The organism is Microbacterium sp. P26 (assembly GCF_023712585.1).
GTDB lineage: Bacteria > Actinomycetota > Actinomycetes > Actinomycetales > Microbacteriaceae > Microbacterium > Microbacterium algihabitans_A.
Genome location: NZ_JAMAXZ010000001.1, coordinates 569147 through 584973, shown reverse-complemented (window position 1 = coordinate 584973; position 15827 = coordinate 569147). Strand labels below are relative to the sequence as shown.

At 70.1% G+C, this 15827-nt stretch carries 12 protein-coding genes and 1 pseudogene; 9 read left to right on the top strand and 4 right to left on the bottom strand.

Features of this window, described 5'->3' with window-relative positions; genetic code table 11:
• Nucleotides 1-150 precede the first annotated feature (150 nt).
• The 6 genes and pseudogenes from M3667_RS02760 (at nucleotide 151) to M3667_RS02735 (ending at nucleotide 7206) form a co-directional block, all read left to right on the top strand.
• Entirely contained in the window at nucleotides 151-1671 is a 1521-nt protein-coding gene (locus M3667_RS02760; protein ID WP_251504611.1) for an ABC transporter ATP-binding protein, read from the top strand.
• The gene (locus tag M3667_RS02755; protein WP_251504608.1) at nucleotides 1668-3032 is read left to right on the top strand and encodes an ABC transporter permease; all 1365 of its coding nucleotides are present in this window, start codon (nucleotides 1668-1670) and stop codon (nucleotides 3030-3032) included. Before M3667_RS02760 ends, M3667_RS02755 begins: the two co-directional genes overlap by 4 nt.
• Complete coding sequence (locus tag M3667_RS02750) at nucleotides 3029-4327, top strand: ABC transporter permease (RefSeq protein ID WP_251504605.1); 1299 nt, start codon at nucleotides 3029-3031, stop codon at nucleotides 4325-4327. The genes M3667_RS02755 and M3667_RS02750 overlap by 4 nt, the downstream gene beginning before the upstream one ends.
• A 34-nt stretch (nucleotides 4328-4361) precedes the next feature.
• Nucleotides 4362-4775, top strand: a pseudogene (locus M3667_RS02745) (cytidine deaminase); the annotation flags it as partial.
• Nucleotides 4772-6076 carry a thymidine phosphorylase gene (locus M3667_RS02740; RefSeq protein WP_251504602.1) on the top strand — a complete coding sequence of 435 codons (1305 nt, stop codon included), beginning with the start codon at nucleotides 4772-4774 and terminating at the stop codon, nucleotides 6074-6076. The pseudogene M3667_RS02745 and the gene M3667_RS02740, both read left to right, overlap by 4 nt.
• A 23-nt stretch (nucleotides 6077-6099) precedes the next feature.
• Complete coding sequence (locus M3667_RS02735; RefSeq protein ID WP_251504600.1) at nucleotides 6100-7206, top strand: adenosine deaminase; 1107 nt, start codon at nucleotides 6100-6102, stop codon at nucleotides 7204-7206.
• 249 nt (nucleotides 7207-7455) lie between these two features.
• Here M3667_RS02735 and M3667_RS02730 read toward each other — a convergent pair whose 3' ends face one another.
• Both M3667_RS02730 and M3667_RS02725 read right to left on the bottom strand, forming a co-directional pair.
• Nucleotides 7456-8133, bottom strand: coding sequence for a response regulator (locus M3667_RS02730; RefSeq protein WP_251504585.1), 678 nt, complete (start codon nucleotides 8131-8133; stop codon nucleotides 7456-7458).
• Complete coding sequence (locus M3667_RS02725) at nucleotides 8133-9707, bottom strand: ATP-binding protein (RefSeq protein WP_251504582.1); 1575 nt, start codon at nucleotides 9705-9707, stop codon at nucleotides 8133-8135. The genes M3667_RS02730 and M3667_RS02725 overlap by 1 nt, the downstream gene beginning before the upstream one ends.
• A gap of 169 nt (nucleotides 9708-9876) precedes the next feature.
• Between M3667_RS02725 and M3667_RS02720 the strand changes: the two genes are divergently transcribed.
• From M3667_RS02720 to M3667_RS02710, 3 genes are read left to right on the top strand one after another with little or no spacing between them, the layout of a single operon-like run.
• On the top strand, nucleotides 9877-10893 hold the full coding sequence (locus M3667_RS02720) for a tripartite tricarboxylate transporter substrate binding protein (protein ID WP_251504579.1): 1017 nt from the start codon (nucleotides 9877-9879) through the stop codon (nucleotides 10891-10893).
• Nucleotides 10890-11441 carry a tripartite tricarboxylate transporter TctB family protein gene (locus tag M3667_RS02715; RefSeq protein ID WP_251504575.1) on the top strand — a complete coding sequence of 184 codons (552 nt, stop codon included), beginning with the start codon at nucleotides 10890-10892 and terminating at the stop codon, nucleotides 11439-11441. The genes M3667_RS02720 and M3667_RS02715 overlap by 4 nt, the downstream gene beginning before the upstream one ends.
• 12 nt (nucleotides 11442-11453) lie before the next feature.
• Complete coding sequence (locus tag M3667_RS02710; RefSeq protein ID WP_251504572.1) at nucleotides 11454-13115, top strand: tripartite tricarboxylate transporter permease; 1662 nt, start codon at nucleotides 11454-11456, stop codon at nucleotides 13113-13115.
• Between the two features lie 131 nt (nucleotides 13116-13246).
• On the opposite strand, the gene M3667_RS02705 is transcribed toward M3667_RS02710, so the two are convergent.
• Both M3667_RS02705 and M3667_RS02700 read right to left on the bottom strand, forming a co-directional pair.
• Nucleotides 13247-14101: a class C sortase gene (locus M3667_RS02705; protein ID WP_251504569.1), complete on the bottom strand. Its 855-nt coding sequence runs from the start codon at nucleotides 14099-14101 to the stop codon at nucleotides 13247-13249.
• A 134-nt stretch (nucleotides 14102-14235) separates the two neighbouring features.
• On the bottom strand, nucleotides 14236-15750 hold the full coding sequence (locus M3667_RS02700) for a SpaH/EbpB family LPXTG-anchored major pilin (protein WP_251504566.1): 1515 nt from the start codon (nucleotides 15748-15750) through the stop codon (nucleotides 14236-14238).
• Nucleotides 15751-15827 lie beyond the last annotated feature (77 nt).

The following is a 15827-nucleotide window of genomic DNA, read 5'->3' as shown; positions in this document are numbered from 1 at the left end:
CTTTTCGGGGAGGCCGGCTTTCGCCGGCCTCCCCTCCCTTATGAACGAGACCGGTGACATCGGTCTGCTCCCCGGGGATCGCCGCCCACGAAGCGGCCCCCAGCCGGTCCGCCCTCCGCGACCGGCGCCACAGAACCTAGGATCGGGAACATGAAGCTCGAACTCCGCGGGATCACGAAAACCTTCGGATCCCTGGTGGCGAATGATCACATCGACCTCACCGTCGAGGCCGGAGAGATCCACTGCCTGCTCGGCGAGAACGGTGCCGGCAAATCCACCCTCATGAATGTCCTCTACGGCCTCTACCAGGCCGACGGGGGAGAGATCCTGCTCGACGACGCCGTCCAGCACTTCTCCGGCCCCGGCGACGCGATGCGCGCGGGCATCGGCATGGTGCACCAGCACTTCATGCTCATCCCCGTCTTCACCGTCGCTGAGAACGTGATGCTCGGTCACGAGCCCACCAAGGTCGGCGGGCGTCTCGACCTCGCGGCCGCGCGGGCCAAGGTCAAGGAAATTTCCGACCGGTTCGGGTTCGCCGTCGACCCCGATGCCCTCGTCGACGACCTCCCCGTCGGCGTGCAGCAGCGCGTCGAGATCATCAAGGCCCTCTCGCGCGACGCGAAGGTGCTCGTCTTCGACGAGCCCACCGCCGTGCTCACCCCCCAGGAAACCGACGAGCTGATGGCGATCATGCGTCAGCTGCGCGACGCGGGCACCTCGATCGTGTTCATCACGCACAAGCTGCGCGAGGTGCGCGAGGTCGCCGATCGCATCACCGTCATCCGCCTCGGCAAGGTCGTGGGCGAGGCCGAGCCCACGGCCTCCAACGCGGAACTGGCTTCGCTCATGGTCGGTCGCGCCGTCGAGCTCACCGTGCAGAAGGACGCCCCCACCCTCGGCGAGGTCGGACTTGCCGTCTCCGGGCTGAGCGTGGTCGACGCGATCGGTCAGGTGGTCGTCAACGACGTCAGCTTCGAGGTGCGACGCGGCGAGGTGCTCGCCATCGCCGGGGTGCAGGGCAATGGGCAGACCGAACTCACCGAAGCGTTGGTCGGGCTCCAGGAGCGCGTCGAGGGGTCCATCCGCCTCGACGGCAAAGAGCTGCACGGGTCGACGGTTCGCGCCGTGCTCGACGCCGGAGTCGGGTTCGTGCCCGAAGACCGCAAAGAAGACGGGCTGGTCGGGGAGTTCTCCATCGCGGAGAACCTCATGCTCGACCGCGCCGACGGGGCACCGTTCGTCAAGGCGGGGGCCCTGCAGCTGTCGACCCTGGCCGAGTTCGCGCGCGAGAAGGTCTCGGAGTTCGACGTGCGCACCCCCTCGATCGAGACCCCGGTCGGGCGTCTGTCGGGCGGCAACCAGCAGAAGGTCGTTCTGGCGCGCGAGCTCAGCCGCGATCTGCGGCTCTTCGTGGCCGCACAGCCCACGCGCGGCGTCGACGTCGGGTCGATCGAATTCATCCACAAGCGCGTCATCGAGACGCGCGACGCCGGTGTCCCGGTCATCGTCGTCTCGACCGAGCTCGACGAGGTCACCGCTCTCGCCGACCGCATCATGGTGATGTACCGCGGTCGCGTCGTGGGCATCGTCCCCGGCGACACCTCGCGCGACGTGCTCGGCCTCATGATGGCCGGCGAAGCGCCCCAGAACGAAGGAGTCGCCGCGTGAGCGATTCGTACAGCCCGCACGACCCGACCGCCGCGCGTGCCGATCGCGCCGCCGAGGTCGCCGAGGCGACGCAGGCGGACGTCGCCCTGGAGGGCGCCTCGCCCGTCGATCCGGCCGCAGGTGCGCGCGTCGTCGCGCCCGAACCCGCCCCCGACGAGAACCGTTGGCGGCGCGCGGCGCGCGAGATCGCCACCGGAAACGCGATCATCTCGGTGCTCGCGGTCATCCTCGCCCTCATCGTGGGCGCGATCATGATCGCGGCCACCGACGAGAACGTCCAGGCGGCGGCGGGGTATTTCTTCGCTCGACCCGGCGACACCCTCGCCGCGATCTGGCAGTCGGTGTCGGGGGCCTACGCGTCGTTCTTCCAGGGCGCGATCTACAACTTCCGTCGACCCGAGTTCGCCACCGGCATCCGCCCGCTCACCGAGACCCTGACGTTCGCGACGCCGCTGATCGCCGCCGGTCTCGGCGTCGCCCTCGCCTTCCGCGTCGGCATGTTCAACATCGGCGGTCGCGGGCAGATGCTCGTCGCCGCGGCGGCCGGCGGGTACGTCGCGTTCGCGTTCGACCTGCCGTGGGGTCTGCACATGATCGTCGCGCTCGTCGCCGGCGTCGTGGCCGGAGCCCTGTGGGCCGGCATCGCCGGTCTGCTCAAGGCGCGGACCGGTGCGCACGAGGTGATCGTCACGATCATGCTCAACTACGTCGGGTTCTACCTCGTCTACTACCTGCTGCGCACGCCCGGCCTGTTGCAGGCTCCGGGGTCGAACAACCCCACGACCCCGGCGATGAAGGACACCGCGGTGTTCCCCGACCTGTTCGGTTCGGGCTACAACCTGCACTTCGGCTTCATCCTGTCGCTCGTGGCCGTCGCGGTCGTGTGGTGGATCCTCGAGCGGTCCTCGCTCGGCTTCCGTTTCCGCGCCGTGGGGCTCAACCCCAACGCCGCTCGTGTGGCCGGCATCAACGTGAAGGCGATGTACGTCATCGCCATGCTGATCTCGGGCGCCCTCATCGGGCTCGCCGGCGTCGATCAGGTGCTCGGCACCGTCACGACCGGCTTCTCCAGCGGCATCGACGCGGGCATCGGTTTCGACGCCATCACCGTCGCCCTGCTCGGTCGCTCCACCCCGGTGGGCGTTCTGGTCGCCGGCATCCTGTTTGGCGCGTTCAAGGCCGGCGGGTTCGCCATGCAGGCCGCCAACGGCGTTCCGATCGACATCGTGCTCGTCGTGCAGTCGCTGATCGTGCTGTTCATCGCCGCACCCCCGCTCGTGCGCGCCATCTTCCGTCTGCCCGCCCCCGGGGCCCGCTCGACGAAGACCCGCGCCCCGAAGAAGAAGGAGGCGGCCAAGTGAGCACCACGGTTCCGCACGCCGAGGCGTCGTCGCAGCCCGACGCGCTCGAGAAGTCCGTCGTCGTCAGCAAGAAGACGCCCATCATCTACGGCGTGATCACGCTGCTGGCGCTCGTTCTCTTCGTCATCGCCCGTCAGGACGGCGACGCGGTGTTCCGCATCTCCAGCCCCGGCGAGTTCCTGCAGCTGCCCGAGGTCGTGCTCGGCGGTGTCGTCACCGGCATCGTGTGCACGATCCTGCTCGCGGCCGTCACCGTGGTGAGCGTGCTCATGGTGCGCGCCCACCGCCGCCCGCCGATCTGGCTCGCCGTCATCTTCGCGCTGGTGTTCATGACCGGCTTCCTCACCTGGGCCGCCGCCGGTGCCACCACCTCGGTCATCCCGCTGACGGGTCTGCTCGCCGGTGGCCTGAGCCTCTCGGTCCCGCTGATCTTCGGCGCGATGGCCGGTGTGCTCAGCGAGCGGGTCGGCGTGGTCAACATCGCGATCGAGGGTCAGCTACTCGCCGGTGCCTTCACCTCGGCGGTCGTCGCCACCGCGACGGGCAACCCCTTCATCGGTCTGCTGGCCGCGGGCGTCTCGGGCGTGCTGGTGTCGTTCGTACTGGCGGCCTTCGCCATCAAGTACTTCGTCGACCAGGTGATCGTCGGTGTCGTGCTCAACGTGCTCGTGGTCGGACTGACGAGCTTCCTGTTCTCGCAGGTGCTCGCCCCCAACGCCGAAACGCTGAACTCGCCCCCGCGCTTCCCGCGTCTGCCGATCCCGCTGCTGGCCGACATCCCGATCCTCGGGCCGATGCTGTTCAACCAGACGATCATCGTCTACCTGATGTACGTCACGGTCGCCCTGGTCTACGTCGGTCTGTTCCACACCCGCTGGGGCCTGCGCCTCCGCGCGGTCGGCGAGCACCCGCAGGCAGCTGACACGGTCGGCATCAACATCGCCAAGACGCGCTTCTGGAACGTCGCCCTCGGTGGCGCCATCGCCGGTCTGGGTGGGGCGTTCTTCACGCTCGGCTCCGTCGGCGCGTTCAACAAAGAGATGACGGCCGGTGCCGGTTACATCGCCCTCGCGGCGGTCATCTTCGGCCAGTGGGACCCGATCCGCGCGACGCTGGCGGCACTGCTGTTCGGCTTCGCGTCGAACCTGCAGAACACCCTCGGCGTCATCGGTTCGCCGGTGCCGAGCGAGTTCATGCTCATGCTGCCGTACGTGGTGACGATCTTCGCCGTCGCCGGTCTGGTCGGAAAGGTCCGCGGACCCGCGGCCGCCGGCAAACCGTACGTCAAGGGCTGACCGGCCCGACCACCCGTCCCTTCACGAGAGGACCCACCACTCCACGATGACCGACATCGACTGGGACGAACTCCGTTCCGCCGCCACGGATGCCATGCACCGCGCGTACGCGCCCTATTCCCGCTTCAAGGTGGGCGCCGCGGCGCTCGTGGCCGACGGCCGGATCGTCTCCGGATGCAACGTCGAGAACGCCTCGTACGGCGTGACGTTGTGCGCCGAATGCGGACTCGTGTCCGACCTGCACATGAGCGGGGGCGGCCAGCTGGTCGCCTTCGTGTGCGTCGACGGCGAGGGTCGCACACTCATGCCGTGCGGCCGCTGCCGCCAGCTGCTGTTCGAGCACGCGATCCCGGGCATGCTGCTCGAGACCGTCAGCGGCATCCGGACCATCGACGAGGTGCTGCCCGACGCCTTCGGCCCGCGCGACCTCGAGGAGGCGGCACGATGACACTTCGACAGGGACCCGTCGAGTCGTACGACGCCGTCGACATCATTCGTTCCCAGCGCGATGGCAAGGCCATCTCCGAGGGCGAGATCCGCTGGCTCGTCGACGCGTACACGCGTGGCTACGTGATGGACGCGCAGATGGCGGCGTTCACGATGGCGGTCCTGCTGAACGGCCTCGGCCGCGACCAGATCCGCGTGCTGACCGACGCGATGATCGCCTCGGGCGAGCGCATGGACTTCTCGTCGCTCGGCAAGACCACGGTCGACAAGCACTCGACCGGAGGCGTGGGCGACAAGATCACGCTCCCGCTCGCTCCGCTGGTCGCCGCCTTCGGCGTCGCCGTGCCGCAGCTCTCGGGTCGCGGTCTCGGCCACACCGGGGGCACGCTCGACAAGCTCGAGTCGATCCCCGGCTGGCGCGCGGCGCTCTCGAACGACGAGATCATGGCGCAGTTGCGCGACGTGGGCGCTGTCATCTGCGCCGCCGGCACCGGTCTCGCCCCCGCCGACAAGAAGCTGTACGCCCTGCGCGACGTCACCGGAACCGTCGAGGCGATCCCGCTGATCGCCTCGAGCATCATGTCGAAGAAGATCGCCGAGGGCACCGACTCCCTCGTGCTCGACGTGAAGTTCGGCTCGGGCGCCTTCATGCAGGACATCGATCGCGCGCGTGAGCTCGCCGAGACCATGGTCGCCCTCGGCACCGACTCGGGCGTGAACACGACGGCGCTGCTCACCGACATGAACGTGCCGCTGGGTCTTGCGATCGGCAACGCCAACGAGGTGCGCGAATCGGTCGAGGTGCTCGCCGGCGGCGGACCCGCCGACGTGGTCGAGCTGACCGTCGCCCTCGCGCGCGAGATGCTGACCCTCGCCGGCAAGCCCGACGCCGACGTCGAAGCCGCCCTGTCGGACGGCCGCGCGATGGACGTGTGGAAGCGCATGATCCGTGCGCAGGACGGCGATCCGGATGCCGCTTTGCCCACGCCCCGCGAGACGCACACGGTGGTCGCCGACCGCTCCGGCGTCGTCACGCGCGTCGACGCCCTGCCCTTCGGCATCGGTGCGTGGCGCCTGGGCGCCGGCCGCGCCCGCGCGGAAGACGCCGTGGTGCACGCCGCGGGCATCGACCTGCACGTGACGGTCGGTCAGTCCATCAGCGCCGGTCAGCCGTTGTTCACCCTCTCGGCCGACGATGAGACGCGCTTCCCGCGCGCGCTCGACGCGGTCGAGGGAGCGTGGGAGATCGGCGACACCGCCCCCTCCGCGCGGTCGCTCGTGCGCGAACGCATCACCGCGTGATGGCATCCGGAAAGAGGAGCACCATGGCCACCGAAGACGTCCGCATCGGCGGCCGGAAGATCAGTGATCTTCCGAAGGTCTCGCTGCACGATCACCTCGACGGCGGCCTCCGCCCCGAGACGGTGCTCGAGCTCGCCGACGAGGTGGGTCTCGACCTGCCCGCCGACGACGCGAAGGGCCTCACCGCCTGGTTCAGCGACCACCTCGACGGAGGCTCCCTCGAGGACTACCTCGAGAAGTTCGACGCGACCGTCGGTGTGATGCAGACCCGTGAGGGTCTCGTGCGCGTCGCGAAGGAGTTCGTCGAAGACCTCGCCGTCGACGGCGTCGTGTACGGCGAGGTGCGCTGGGCTCCCGAGCAGCACCTCACCCGCGGGCTGAGCCTCGACGACGTGGTGGATGCCGTGCAGGAGGGCATCGAAGAGGGTGAAGACGCCGCCGACGCACGCGGACACGACATCCGCGTCGGTCAGCTGCTGACGGCCCTGCGCCACAACGACAACGCGCGCGACATCGCCGAGCTCGCCGTCTCGTGGCGCGGTCGCGGTGTCGTCGGCTTCGATCTCGCCGGCCCCGAGGACGGGTTCCTGCCGTCGCGCCACCGCGAGGCGTTCGACTACCTCGCGCAGGAGTTCTTCCCCACGACCGTGCACGCGGGCGAGGGGGCGGGACTGGCCTCCATCCGCTCCGCCCTGATCGACGGTCGCGCCCTGCGCCTCGGTCACGGCGTGCGCATCGCCAACGACCTCGACGTCGTCTCGCGCGAGGGCGAAGAGGTGCAGGTCACCTTCGGCGACCTGGCGCGGTGGGTGCGCGATCGCGAGATCACGCTCGAGCTGTCGCCGACATCGAACCTGCAGTCGGGCGCCGTCACGGCCTGGGGCGACACGATGGACGCCCACCCGTTCGACCTGCTCTACCAGCTCGACTTCTCGGTGACCGTGAACGTCGACAACCGCCTGATGAGCGCGACCACGCTCACGCGCGAGCTCGGTCTGCTCGCTCAGGCCTTCGAGTACGACCTCGACGACCTCGAGGCGTTCCAGCTCAACGCCGCCGCCGGGGCCTTCCTGCCGGTGGAGGAGCGCGAGGAGCTCATCGAGATCATCAGCGAGGGCTTCCAGCGCTGAGCCGGGCTGTTCAGGGGCGTGCACCTGCGGGTGCGCGCCCCTTCGGCTTCCTCGGTGAGCGTCCAGAACACCCGGACGACTCTGCGCGATGGTCCGGGTGTCGTGGACACTCAACGGGAGCTGGATGCCGCGTCCCGGGGCGCATGTGTGCTGAGCGTCCAAAACACCCGGACGACTCTGCGCAATGGTCCGGGTGTCGTGGACGCTCAACGGGGGGCGCGGGGCGCCGAGGGCGCGGGAGCGGGATGCTCAGGACGCGGCAGCGACCACCGTGTAGCGCGTGCTCGGCCGGCCGGCGGTGGAGTAGTCGAGGCTGCGGGTGCACTCGCCGTCCTCGGCGATGTGCTCGAGGTACCGACGGCAGCTGACCCGCGAGAGCCCGAGGCGATCTGCGACCTCCGAGGCGCTCGCGGAACCGAGCTCGACCAGCGCCGACCGCACCAGGTCGAGGGTGGGGCGTGACAGGCCCTTCGGCAACGGTCGGCGGGTGATCGGTCGGAGCACGGCGTCGACGCCCTGCTGGTCGAGGGAGCCCGCGACCGCGGCCGACGATCGGCGTTCGGCGAGCACGTCGTCGATGCGCGCGTGCAGCTCTCCCGCGGTGAACGGCTTCACGAGGTAGTGCTGCACGCCCATGAGTCGGGCGGTGCGCACGGTGTCGACGTCGCGCGCGGCGGTGACCGCGATGACCTCGGGTTGCGGAAGGCCCGCGTCGGCCCGTACGGCGCGCAGCGCGTCGAGCCCCGAGAAGCCGGGGAGGTGGACGTCGAGGAGGACGAGGTCGGGGCGGAGTCGGTCGATCGCCGTCACGGCATCCGGACCGCTCCCCGCCGTCCCGACCAGCTCGCACGACGGATGCGCCGAGACGAAACGGCCGTGCAGAGACGCGACCGCGGGGATGTCGTCGACCACCAGCACCCGCAGCATCACGAGACCCTCTCCGCCACGGGCAGCGACACCTCGAACCGGGCGCCGCCCAGCGGGGACGGCACGACGCGGGCATCGCCGCCGCGCCGCCGCGCCACGCGGCGCACGAGCGCGAGCCCGATGCCGCGGGCCCGGTCGCGGGTGTCCTTGGTGCTGACGCCCTCGTCGAAGACGTGCTCGCACAGAGCGGCCGGCACCCCCGCGCCGCTGTCGTCGACCCGCACGTGCACGCCGGGCCCGGTGGCATCGACCTCCACCCGCAGACGATCGCCGGGGCGACACGCTTCCAGAGCGTTGTCGACGAGGTTGCCGACCACGGTCACGAGGTCACCGACCACCTCGGGAGCCGGGGTCCCGTGGGCTGCGACCTCGAGGCCGACGTCGAGCTCACGCGAGCGGGCGAGCTTGACCGACAGCAGCGCCGTCAGCTCGCTGCCCAGGGCCGCGGCATCCGGACCCGGATCGAGGGGACCGCCGGGCCGCACCCGGGCGATGAAGTCGCGGGCGTCGTCGTAGGCGCCGAGCTCCAGCAGGCCCGAGACCACGTGCAGCGAGTTGGCGAACTCGTGCGCCTGCGCCCGCAGGCCCTCGGTGAGCGACTGCTGGCCGTCCATCTGGCGCAGCGCCTCGTGGAGTTCGCTGTGGTCTCGCAGCAGCAGGGTCGCGCCCACCGAACGCCCGCGGTCGTCGCGCAGGCCCGTCGAGCGAGCGATGACGGGGCGTTCTCCGGCCAGCACGAGCCGCCCCTCGGGCTCACCGTCTTCCATCACTTGCAGCAGCGGGCCGTCGAGCGTCTCGTCCGCGCGCCGACCCACCAGCGGTCCGCGGCCGATGAGCCTCTCGGCGGAATCGTTGGCGCTGGTGACGATGCCGCGGTGGTCCACGCGCACGACGCCCTCGCTGAGGCGGTGGAGCATCGTCTCGCGCTCGCCGACCATCTCGGCGATCTCGTCGGGCTCCAGACCGAAGATGCGCCGCCGGATGAGGGCGGCGACCCAGGCCGCGCCGAAGACGCCCGCCACGGCCGCGCCGCCGAAGGCCAGCAGCAGTCCCGGCAGGCGCGATTGCAGGTCGGCGGCGAGCTCGGACTCCAGCACCCCGACCGAGACCGAGCCGATGACCTGCGCCCCCTCCTCGTCGCCGTCGGCGAAGACCGGCACCTTGACGCGATACGACTCGCCGAGCGTGCCGGTCTCGGTGCCCGACCAGACCTGCCCCGACAGGGGAATCGACGGGTCGGTCGACACGCTCTCGCCGATGCGGTCGGGATTCGGGTGCGAGAAGCGGATGCCGGAGGGGTCGGTCACCACGACATAGGTCAGCGACGACGCCTCGCGGATCACCTCGGCGACGGGCTGGATCGCGACGGAGGGGTCGGGGTCGTCGAACGCCTCGACGATGACGGGCAAGCGTGCGATCGACAGGGCAACGCCCACCATGCGCTCGCGGTAGGAGTCGCGGATCGCGCTCTCCTGGATCCACACGGTGACGACGCCGGCTCCGAGGGTCACGACGCACACGATCAACGCCTGCAGCAGCAACAGCTGCAGTCTCAGCGACAGTGCTCGGACCACGGTTCATTCTCTCTCGTCACCCGCACCTGGCCGACGGTCGAGCGCGACCAATAGTTGCCGAACTCGTTCTTAGTTGCGCAAGCGCGACGGCATCCGGCAGCTCTGCCTACCGTGAGCGATCAGCGGGGAGGCGACGGAGCCTCCTCGAACTCGAAGAGGAGTACCGCGCATGCGTCGCACCACCTTTGCCCTCGTCCCGCTGGCCGCGCTGTCGGTCGTGGCCCTCACCGCGTGCAACCCGCAGGGGGCGGGAGCCGGGGGAGCAGCGGCGTCGCAGGATGCCGCATCCATCGACGCCGTGAACATCGTCGTCCCCGCCGACCCGGGCGGTGGCTGGGACCAGACCGGTCGCGCCGTCTCGGACGTGCTCACCGGAGACGACCTCGTCGGCACCGCGGCCGTCAGCAACGTCGGCGGCGCCGGCGGCACCGTCGGACTGGCCTCGCTCGCCAACGAGCGCGACCCCTACACGCTCATGGTCACGGGCCTGGTGATGGTGGGAGCCGTCGAGACCAACGCGGCCGAGAACCGCATCGAGGACACCACCCCGATCGCCCGCCTCACCGAGGAGCCCCTCGTGGTCGTGGTGCCCGCCGCGAGCGAGTACCAGACGCTGAAGGACCTCGTCGACGCCGTCGTCGCCGACGGACAGGCCGTCACCATCACCGGCGGTTCGGCGGGCGGTGCCGACCACATCCTCGCCGGCCTCCTGCTCGAAGAGGCCGGGCTCACGGGCGCCGACATCACCACGAAGCTGAACTACGTGCCCAACGCCGGCGGCGGCGAGGCCGTGTCGCTCCTGCTCGGCAACAACGCCGCGGCCGGCATCTCGGGCGTGGGCGAGTTCGCCGAGTACGTCGACTCGGGCGACCTGCGCGCACTCGCCGTGTCGAGCGAGGAGCCCGCGACGCTGCTGCCCGACGTGCCGACGATGACCAGCGAGGGCTTCGACGTCGTCTACACGAACTGGCGCGGACTGCTCGCACCCGGCGGGATCAGCGAAGCGGATGCCGAGGGTCTGACCAAGCTCGTGACCGACATGCACGCCTCCGACGCCTGGAAGAGCGTGCTCGAGGAGCGCGGCTGGACCGACGCCTTCCTCACGGGTGAGGAGTTCACCACGTTCGTCGACGAGAACATCGTCGACGTCTCGGGCACCCTGAAGAACATCGGGCTGGTGTCGTGACGACGACCGACGCACCGGGAGCGGCGACCGCCCGCCCCCGGTGGGACGCCGACCGGGTCGGCAACGCGATCTTCGCGGGCGTCGTCTTCGGCCTCGGGGTCTTCGCCCTCGTCGGGGCCTTCGCCATCCGCGTGCCCGCAGGGGCCGCGATCGGCCCCCAGGTGTTCCCCTTCGCCGTCGCGGTGATCCTGCTCGGCTCGGGTGCGGCGCTCGTCGTCGCGGCGCTGCGGGGCCAGGTCGCCCCGCGCGAAGAGGGCGAAGACATCGACCCCGACGCCACGACCGACTGGTGGACGATCCTCAAGCTCGTCGCCCTGATGGTCGCCGTGCTGCTGCTTCTCGAACTGCTCGGCTGGTGGATGGTCGCCGCCCTGCTGTTCGGCGGCGTCGCCTGGACCCTCGGTGCCAAACGCCCCTGGGTCGCCTTCCTCGTCGGTCTCGTCATCGGCATCGGCACCCAGCTCCTTTTCGGTGAGGGCCTGGGCCTCTTCCTTCCTCGCGGGGCCGCCTTCGACTGGTGGTACGGCCCCGGACCCCTGTTCGGCTAGGAGACCGTCGACATGGATGCTGTCAACTCCCTCATGGAGGGATTCGCCACCGCGCTGCAGCCGGAGTACCTGCTGTTCGCGCTGCTCGGCGTCGTCATCGGGACCGCGGTCGGAGTGCTCCCGGGCATCGGACCTGCCATGACCGTGGCGCTGCTGCTGCCGCTGACCTACTCGCTGTCGCCGACGGCGGCCATCATCACCTTCGCCGGGATCTACTACGGCGGGATGTACGGGGGCTCGACCACCAGCATCCTGCTGAACACCCCCGGAGAGTCGGCCTCGGTCATCACCGCGATCGAGGGCAACAAGATGGCCAAGCTCGGTCGTGGAGCGGCGGCCCTGGCCACCGCGGCGATCGGCTCGTTCATCGCCGGCACGATCGCCACGGCCCTGCTGACCCTGTTCGCGCCCCTGTTGGCGCGCTTCGCGGTCAACCTCTCACCGGCCGATTTCGTCGCCCTCATCGTGGTCGCGTTCATCACCGTCGGGGCCCTGCTGGGTTCCTCGCCCGCGCGCGGCCTCGCCTCGCTCGGCATCGGACTGCTCGTGGGCCTCATCGGCACCGAGGCGACGACCGGTCAGGCGCGGTACACGATGGGCGTGCTCGCCCTCTCCGACGGCGTGAGCGTCGTGCTCGTGGCCGTCGGCCTCTTCGCCGTCGGCGAGACCCTGTACGTCGCCGCGCGCCTGCGGCACGGCACGATCCCCGTGATCCCCGTCACGCGCGGCTGGCGCAGCTGGATGACGCGAGAGGACTGGAGGCGCTCCTGGAAGCCGTGGTTACGCGGCACCTTCATCGGCTTCCCGATCGGCACCATCCCCGCCGGCGGCGCGGACGTGGCGACCTTTCTCTCGTACGCGAGCGAGAAGAAGCTGTCGAAGAACAAGGAGCAGTTCGGTCGCGGGGCGATCGAGGGCGTCGCCGGTCCCGAGGCGGCCAACAACGCCGCCGCGGCGGGCGTGCTCGTGCCGCTTCTGACCCTGGGTCTTCCGACGACGGCGACCGCGGCCATCATCATCACGGCGTTCCAGTCCTACGGCATCCAGCCCGGACCGCAGCTCTTCCAGAACCAGGGCGACCTGGTGTGGGCGCTGATCGCGAGCCTGTACATCGGCAACGTACTGCTGATCGTGCTGAACCTGCCGCTGGCGGGCCTGTGGGTGAAGGTGCTGCAGATTCCGCGTCCGTACCTGTACGCCGGCATCCTCACCTTCGCGGTGCTGGGCGCCTACGCGGTGAGCTTCTCGACGCTCGACATCGTGATCCTGCTCATCGTGGGAGCGCTCGGGTACTTCATGCGGCGCTTCGGCTTCCCGATCGCCCCGCTCATCGTGGGGCTGATCCTCGGGCCCATGGGCGAGCAGCAGCTGCGCAAAGCGCTGCAGCTGAGCCAGGGCAACGTCGCCGACCTCGTGCTGCACCCGTTCGCCGCGAGCGCGTACGTGCTGCTGGCCGTCTTTCTTGTGGCGGGCCTGTGGCTGAAGCGTCGGCAGAGCCGGTACGAGCGGGCGCTGGAGGCCTCGCTCGCCGCGACCGAGGGGCACCCTCAGGCCGCGGTCGACCACCTGTGGGAGGCGGGCGAGCGCCCGACCGACGTGCGGACCGAGACGATCCGCGCCGAGCTCGCGGCCGAGAAGGCACGGACTGCGCGGGGTGAGCCTCCGCGGGAGTGAACCCCTGTCGAGTGTCCACGACACGCCGCACCCGGGCTGGGGGTGCGGCGTGTTCTGGTTTCTCGGCGGGGGTCGAAGGCGAGGGCGGATGCCGTGACACCCGGCCTCCGTCCGTGCGGCCCATCGCGGGCTCAGGTCCGGGGCGGGAGCTTCCGACGCGGAGGCCGACCGGCCCACCAGACGTAGAGGCCCGTGACAAGAGCGGAGCCGGCGAGGACGAAGATCCACCAGGGAAACGTCGGAATCTCGGGGTGGCCCCCCGCGCCGTCGAGCTCGGACTGCGGGGTCGGGATGACTCGCTCTCCGGTGACGAGGATGCGGTGGCTGTTGACACCCAGTGGGGTGCACGTCACGAGCGTGACGAGGTCGCGGCCGACGACCGGGGCGAGTGATTCGGTGTCCTCCGGCTCGACGACGCGGGTATCGACCACCCGGTAGACGAGGACTTCGCCGAAGACCTCGATGGTGAAGGTGTCGTCGTTCGCGACCCGATCGAGGTGGGTGAAGAGCTCGGCCGTGGCGAGACCGCGGTGCGCGGTGAGGACCGAGTGGGTCGTATCGCCGCCGACGGGCAGCGCCGTTCCCTCGAGATGGCCGACGCCCTCGTAGAGCACCTGCTCACTCGTGCCGTGGTAGACCGGCAGGTCGACGTCGATGCTCGGGATCTTGAGCCGCGCCATCAGTCCCGCCTCGTCGGAGCGCAACTGATCGGCGTACTCGCTCGTCTGGTCGGGCGCGTTGGCCAGGGGAAGTCGTTCATTCGCCGCGATCTCGGCACCGCCGTCGACGAGGCGGGCGTTGTACCGCCGCGCGGCCTCGAGCCGGTCGGCCAGGGTGTCGGCGCCGAGGTCGCGGATCTGATCGGAGTATCCGTCGATGATCTGCGACTGCGCGTACTGCGCGAACCATGCCGCGACGGTGGGGTACATCAACAGGGCCACCCCCGCCAGCGCTCCCACCGCGAGAAGGAGGGAGACGACGGACAAGCGCCACGGTGCGCGTCGACGGTCCCGACGCAAGGCCGGAGGGGAGGCCCGATCTTCGGACCTCCCCTCCGGGGAGGGGGACGACGGTGCGGCAGCGCGCCGACCCGTCATCCCCTTCACTGTGCGATCGTCCCTCAGGCCGAGGCCGGGGCCGTGCGGACACGCCGCCGCGCGACGACGAAGGCGGAGCCGACCATCACCGTGAGCAGGGCCGCACCGCCGACACCGAACCATAGGCCGCCGTCGCCACCGGTGATGGGCAGGGCGAATGCGGGAACCTGGTTGTGTGCGAACTCGAGGTAGTTGCGCACCGGCGCGGTGGTCGAGGTCGGGCCGGGCACGACCGCGGTCAGGACGCGGTCGGGCGAGGGCAGCTGGTAACCGGTGGGCGGCGTGATCTCACGCACCCAGTAGTTGCCGGGGGTGATGATCGGAATGACCACGTTGCCGTTGGCGCCGGTCGTCCAGTTGGTCTCGCCGTTGATGACGATCGGGTTGGCCCCGTTGATCGCATCCTGCTCCGTGAGGAAGACCTGGTAGATCGCGCCCGCGAGGTTCACGCGGCCGCCGTTCGAGGTCGTGTAGGCGTTGACCGTGAGCTGGCCGATCGGCGTGCTGCCGGTGACCGTCTCGAGCGCGCCATTGACGTTCGCCGACGCGGTGTTGACGATGACGCCGCTCGCGGGGATCGACGTGGCGCGGGTCAGGACGTTGAACGTCACCGTTCCGCCCTGCAGCCCCGCGAGGCGCGTGCGGCCGGCGGGGGTGAAGGTGAGAGTGAGCGCGCCGGCCGTGTTCGTGATCGTGTAGTCGGAGTTCTCGGTGAACGTCTGCGCCGCGCCGGCCGCGTTGGTGACCACGACGTTCGTCGGGGTGACTCCCGCGGGAACCGTGGCCGCGGTGAGGTACGTCAGCTCGGCCGGCAAGTTGTCGGTGAGCGTGAAGACGTCGACCGCGTCACCCGCGGCGAGCGTCGGAATCGACGAAGCGATGGCCCAGCGGATCAGATCGGGGTTGCGCTGCTCGACCGAACCGGCCGGAGCGGGAACCCGCGTCTTGGTCAGTTGCGTCACCGCGTTCTTCGGATAGACGTGCACGTCATAGATCCACTGATTGGCGGGGGAGCCCGCGGCGCCGGTCGGCGTGGGCAGCGTCAGCAGGAACGGCGCGGCGGGGTTGGTCGCGGTCGCCGGGAGCTGCGTCTCGGTGATGAGGTACACGCCGATCGGCAGTCCGGAGGGATACAGTGCCGGGTCGGGCGAGAACGTCGAGACGCCCGCCGCGTTCGAGACGGACGAGACGAAGCTCACCGTGTTCGGGCGCTGCGCCGCCTGCGCCGGGGTCAGCGATGCGGCCTGCGTCCAGCCCGCGGCCGTCGTCAGGTCGATTCCCGAGACCAGCGTCGCGGTGAACTGCGCGCCCGACAGAGGATCGGCGGGCGGGCTCGCGAGCTGCTGACCCGTGCTGATCGGGTTGAGGGGCGTCGACGGGCCCAGCGCGTGCTTGTGGATCGTCAGCGTGCGGGTCTGGTCCGAATCGATGTTGCCCGGGAGCGTCACGGCTGAAGCCGGTGCGACGGCACCGACGGCGGCGAGGGCCCCGAGCGCGAGGACGCTCACAATGGCGCCTGCTCTCTTGCGGATGGACATTTTCTCTCCTTGAGAAGTGATGGGTGAGGCGGATGGGGATGGGGAAAGCGGTTGTGGTCGGCGGCGTCGCGCGACGG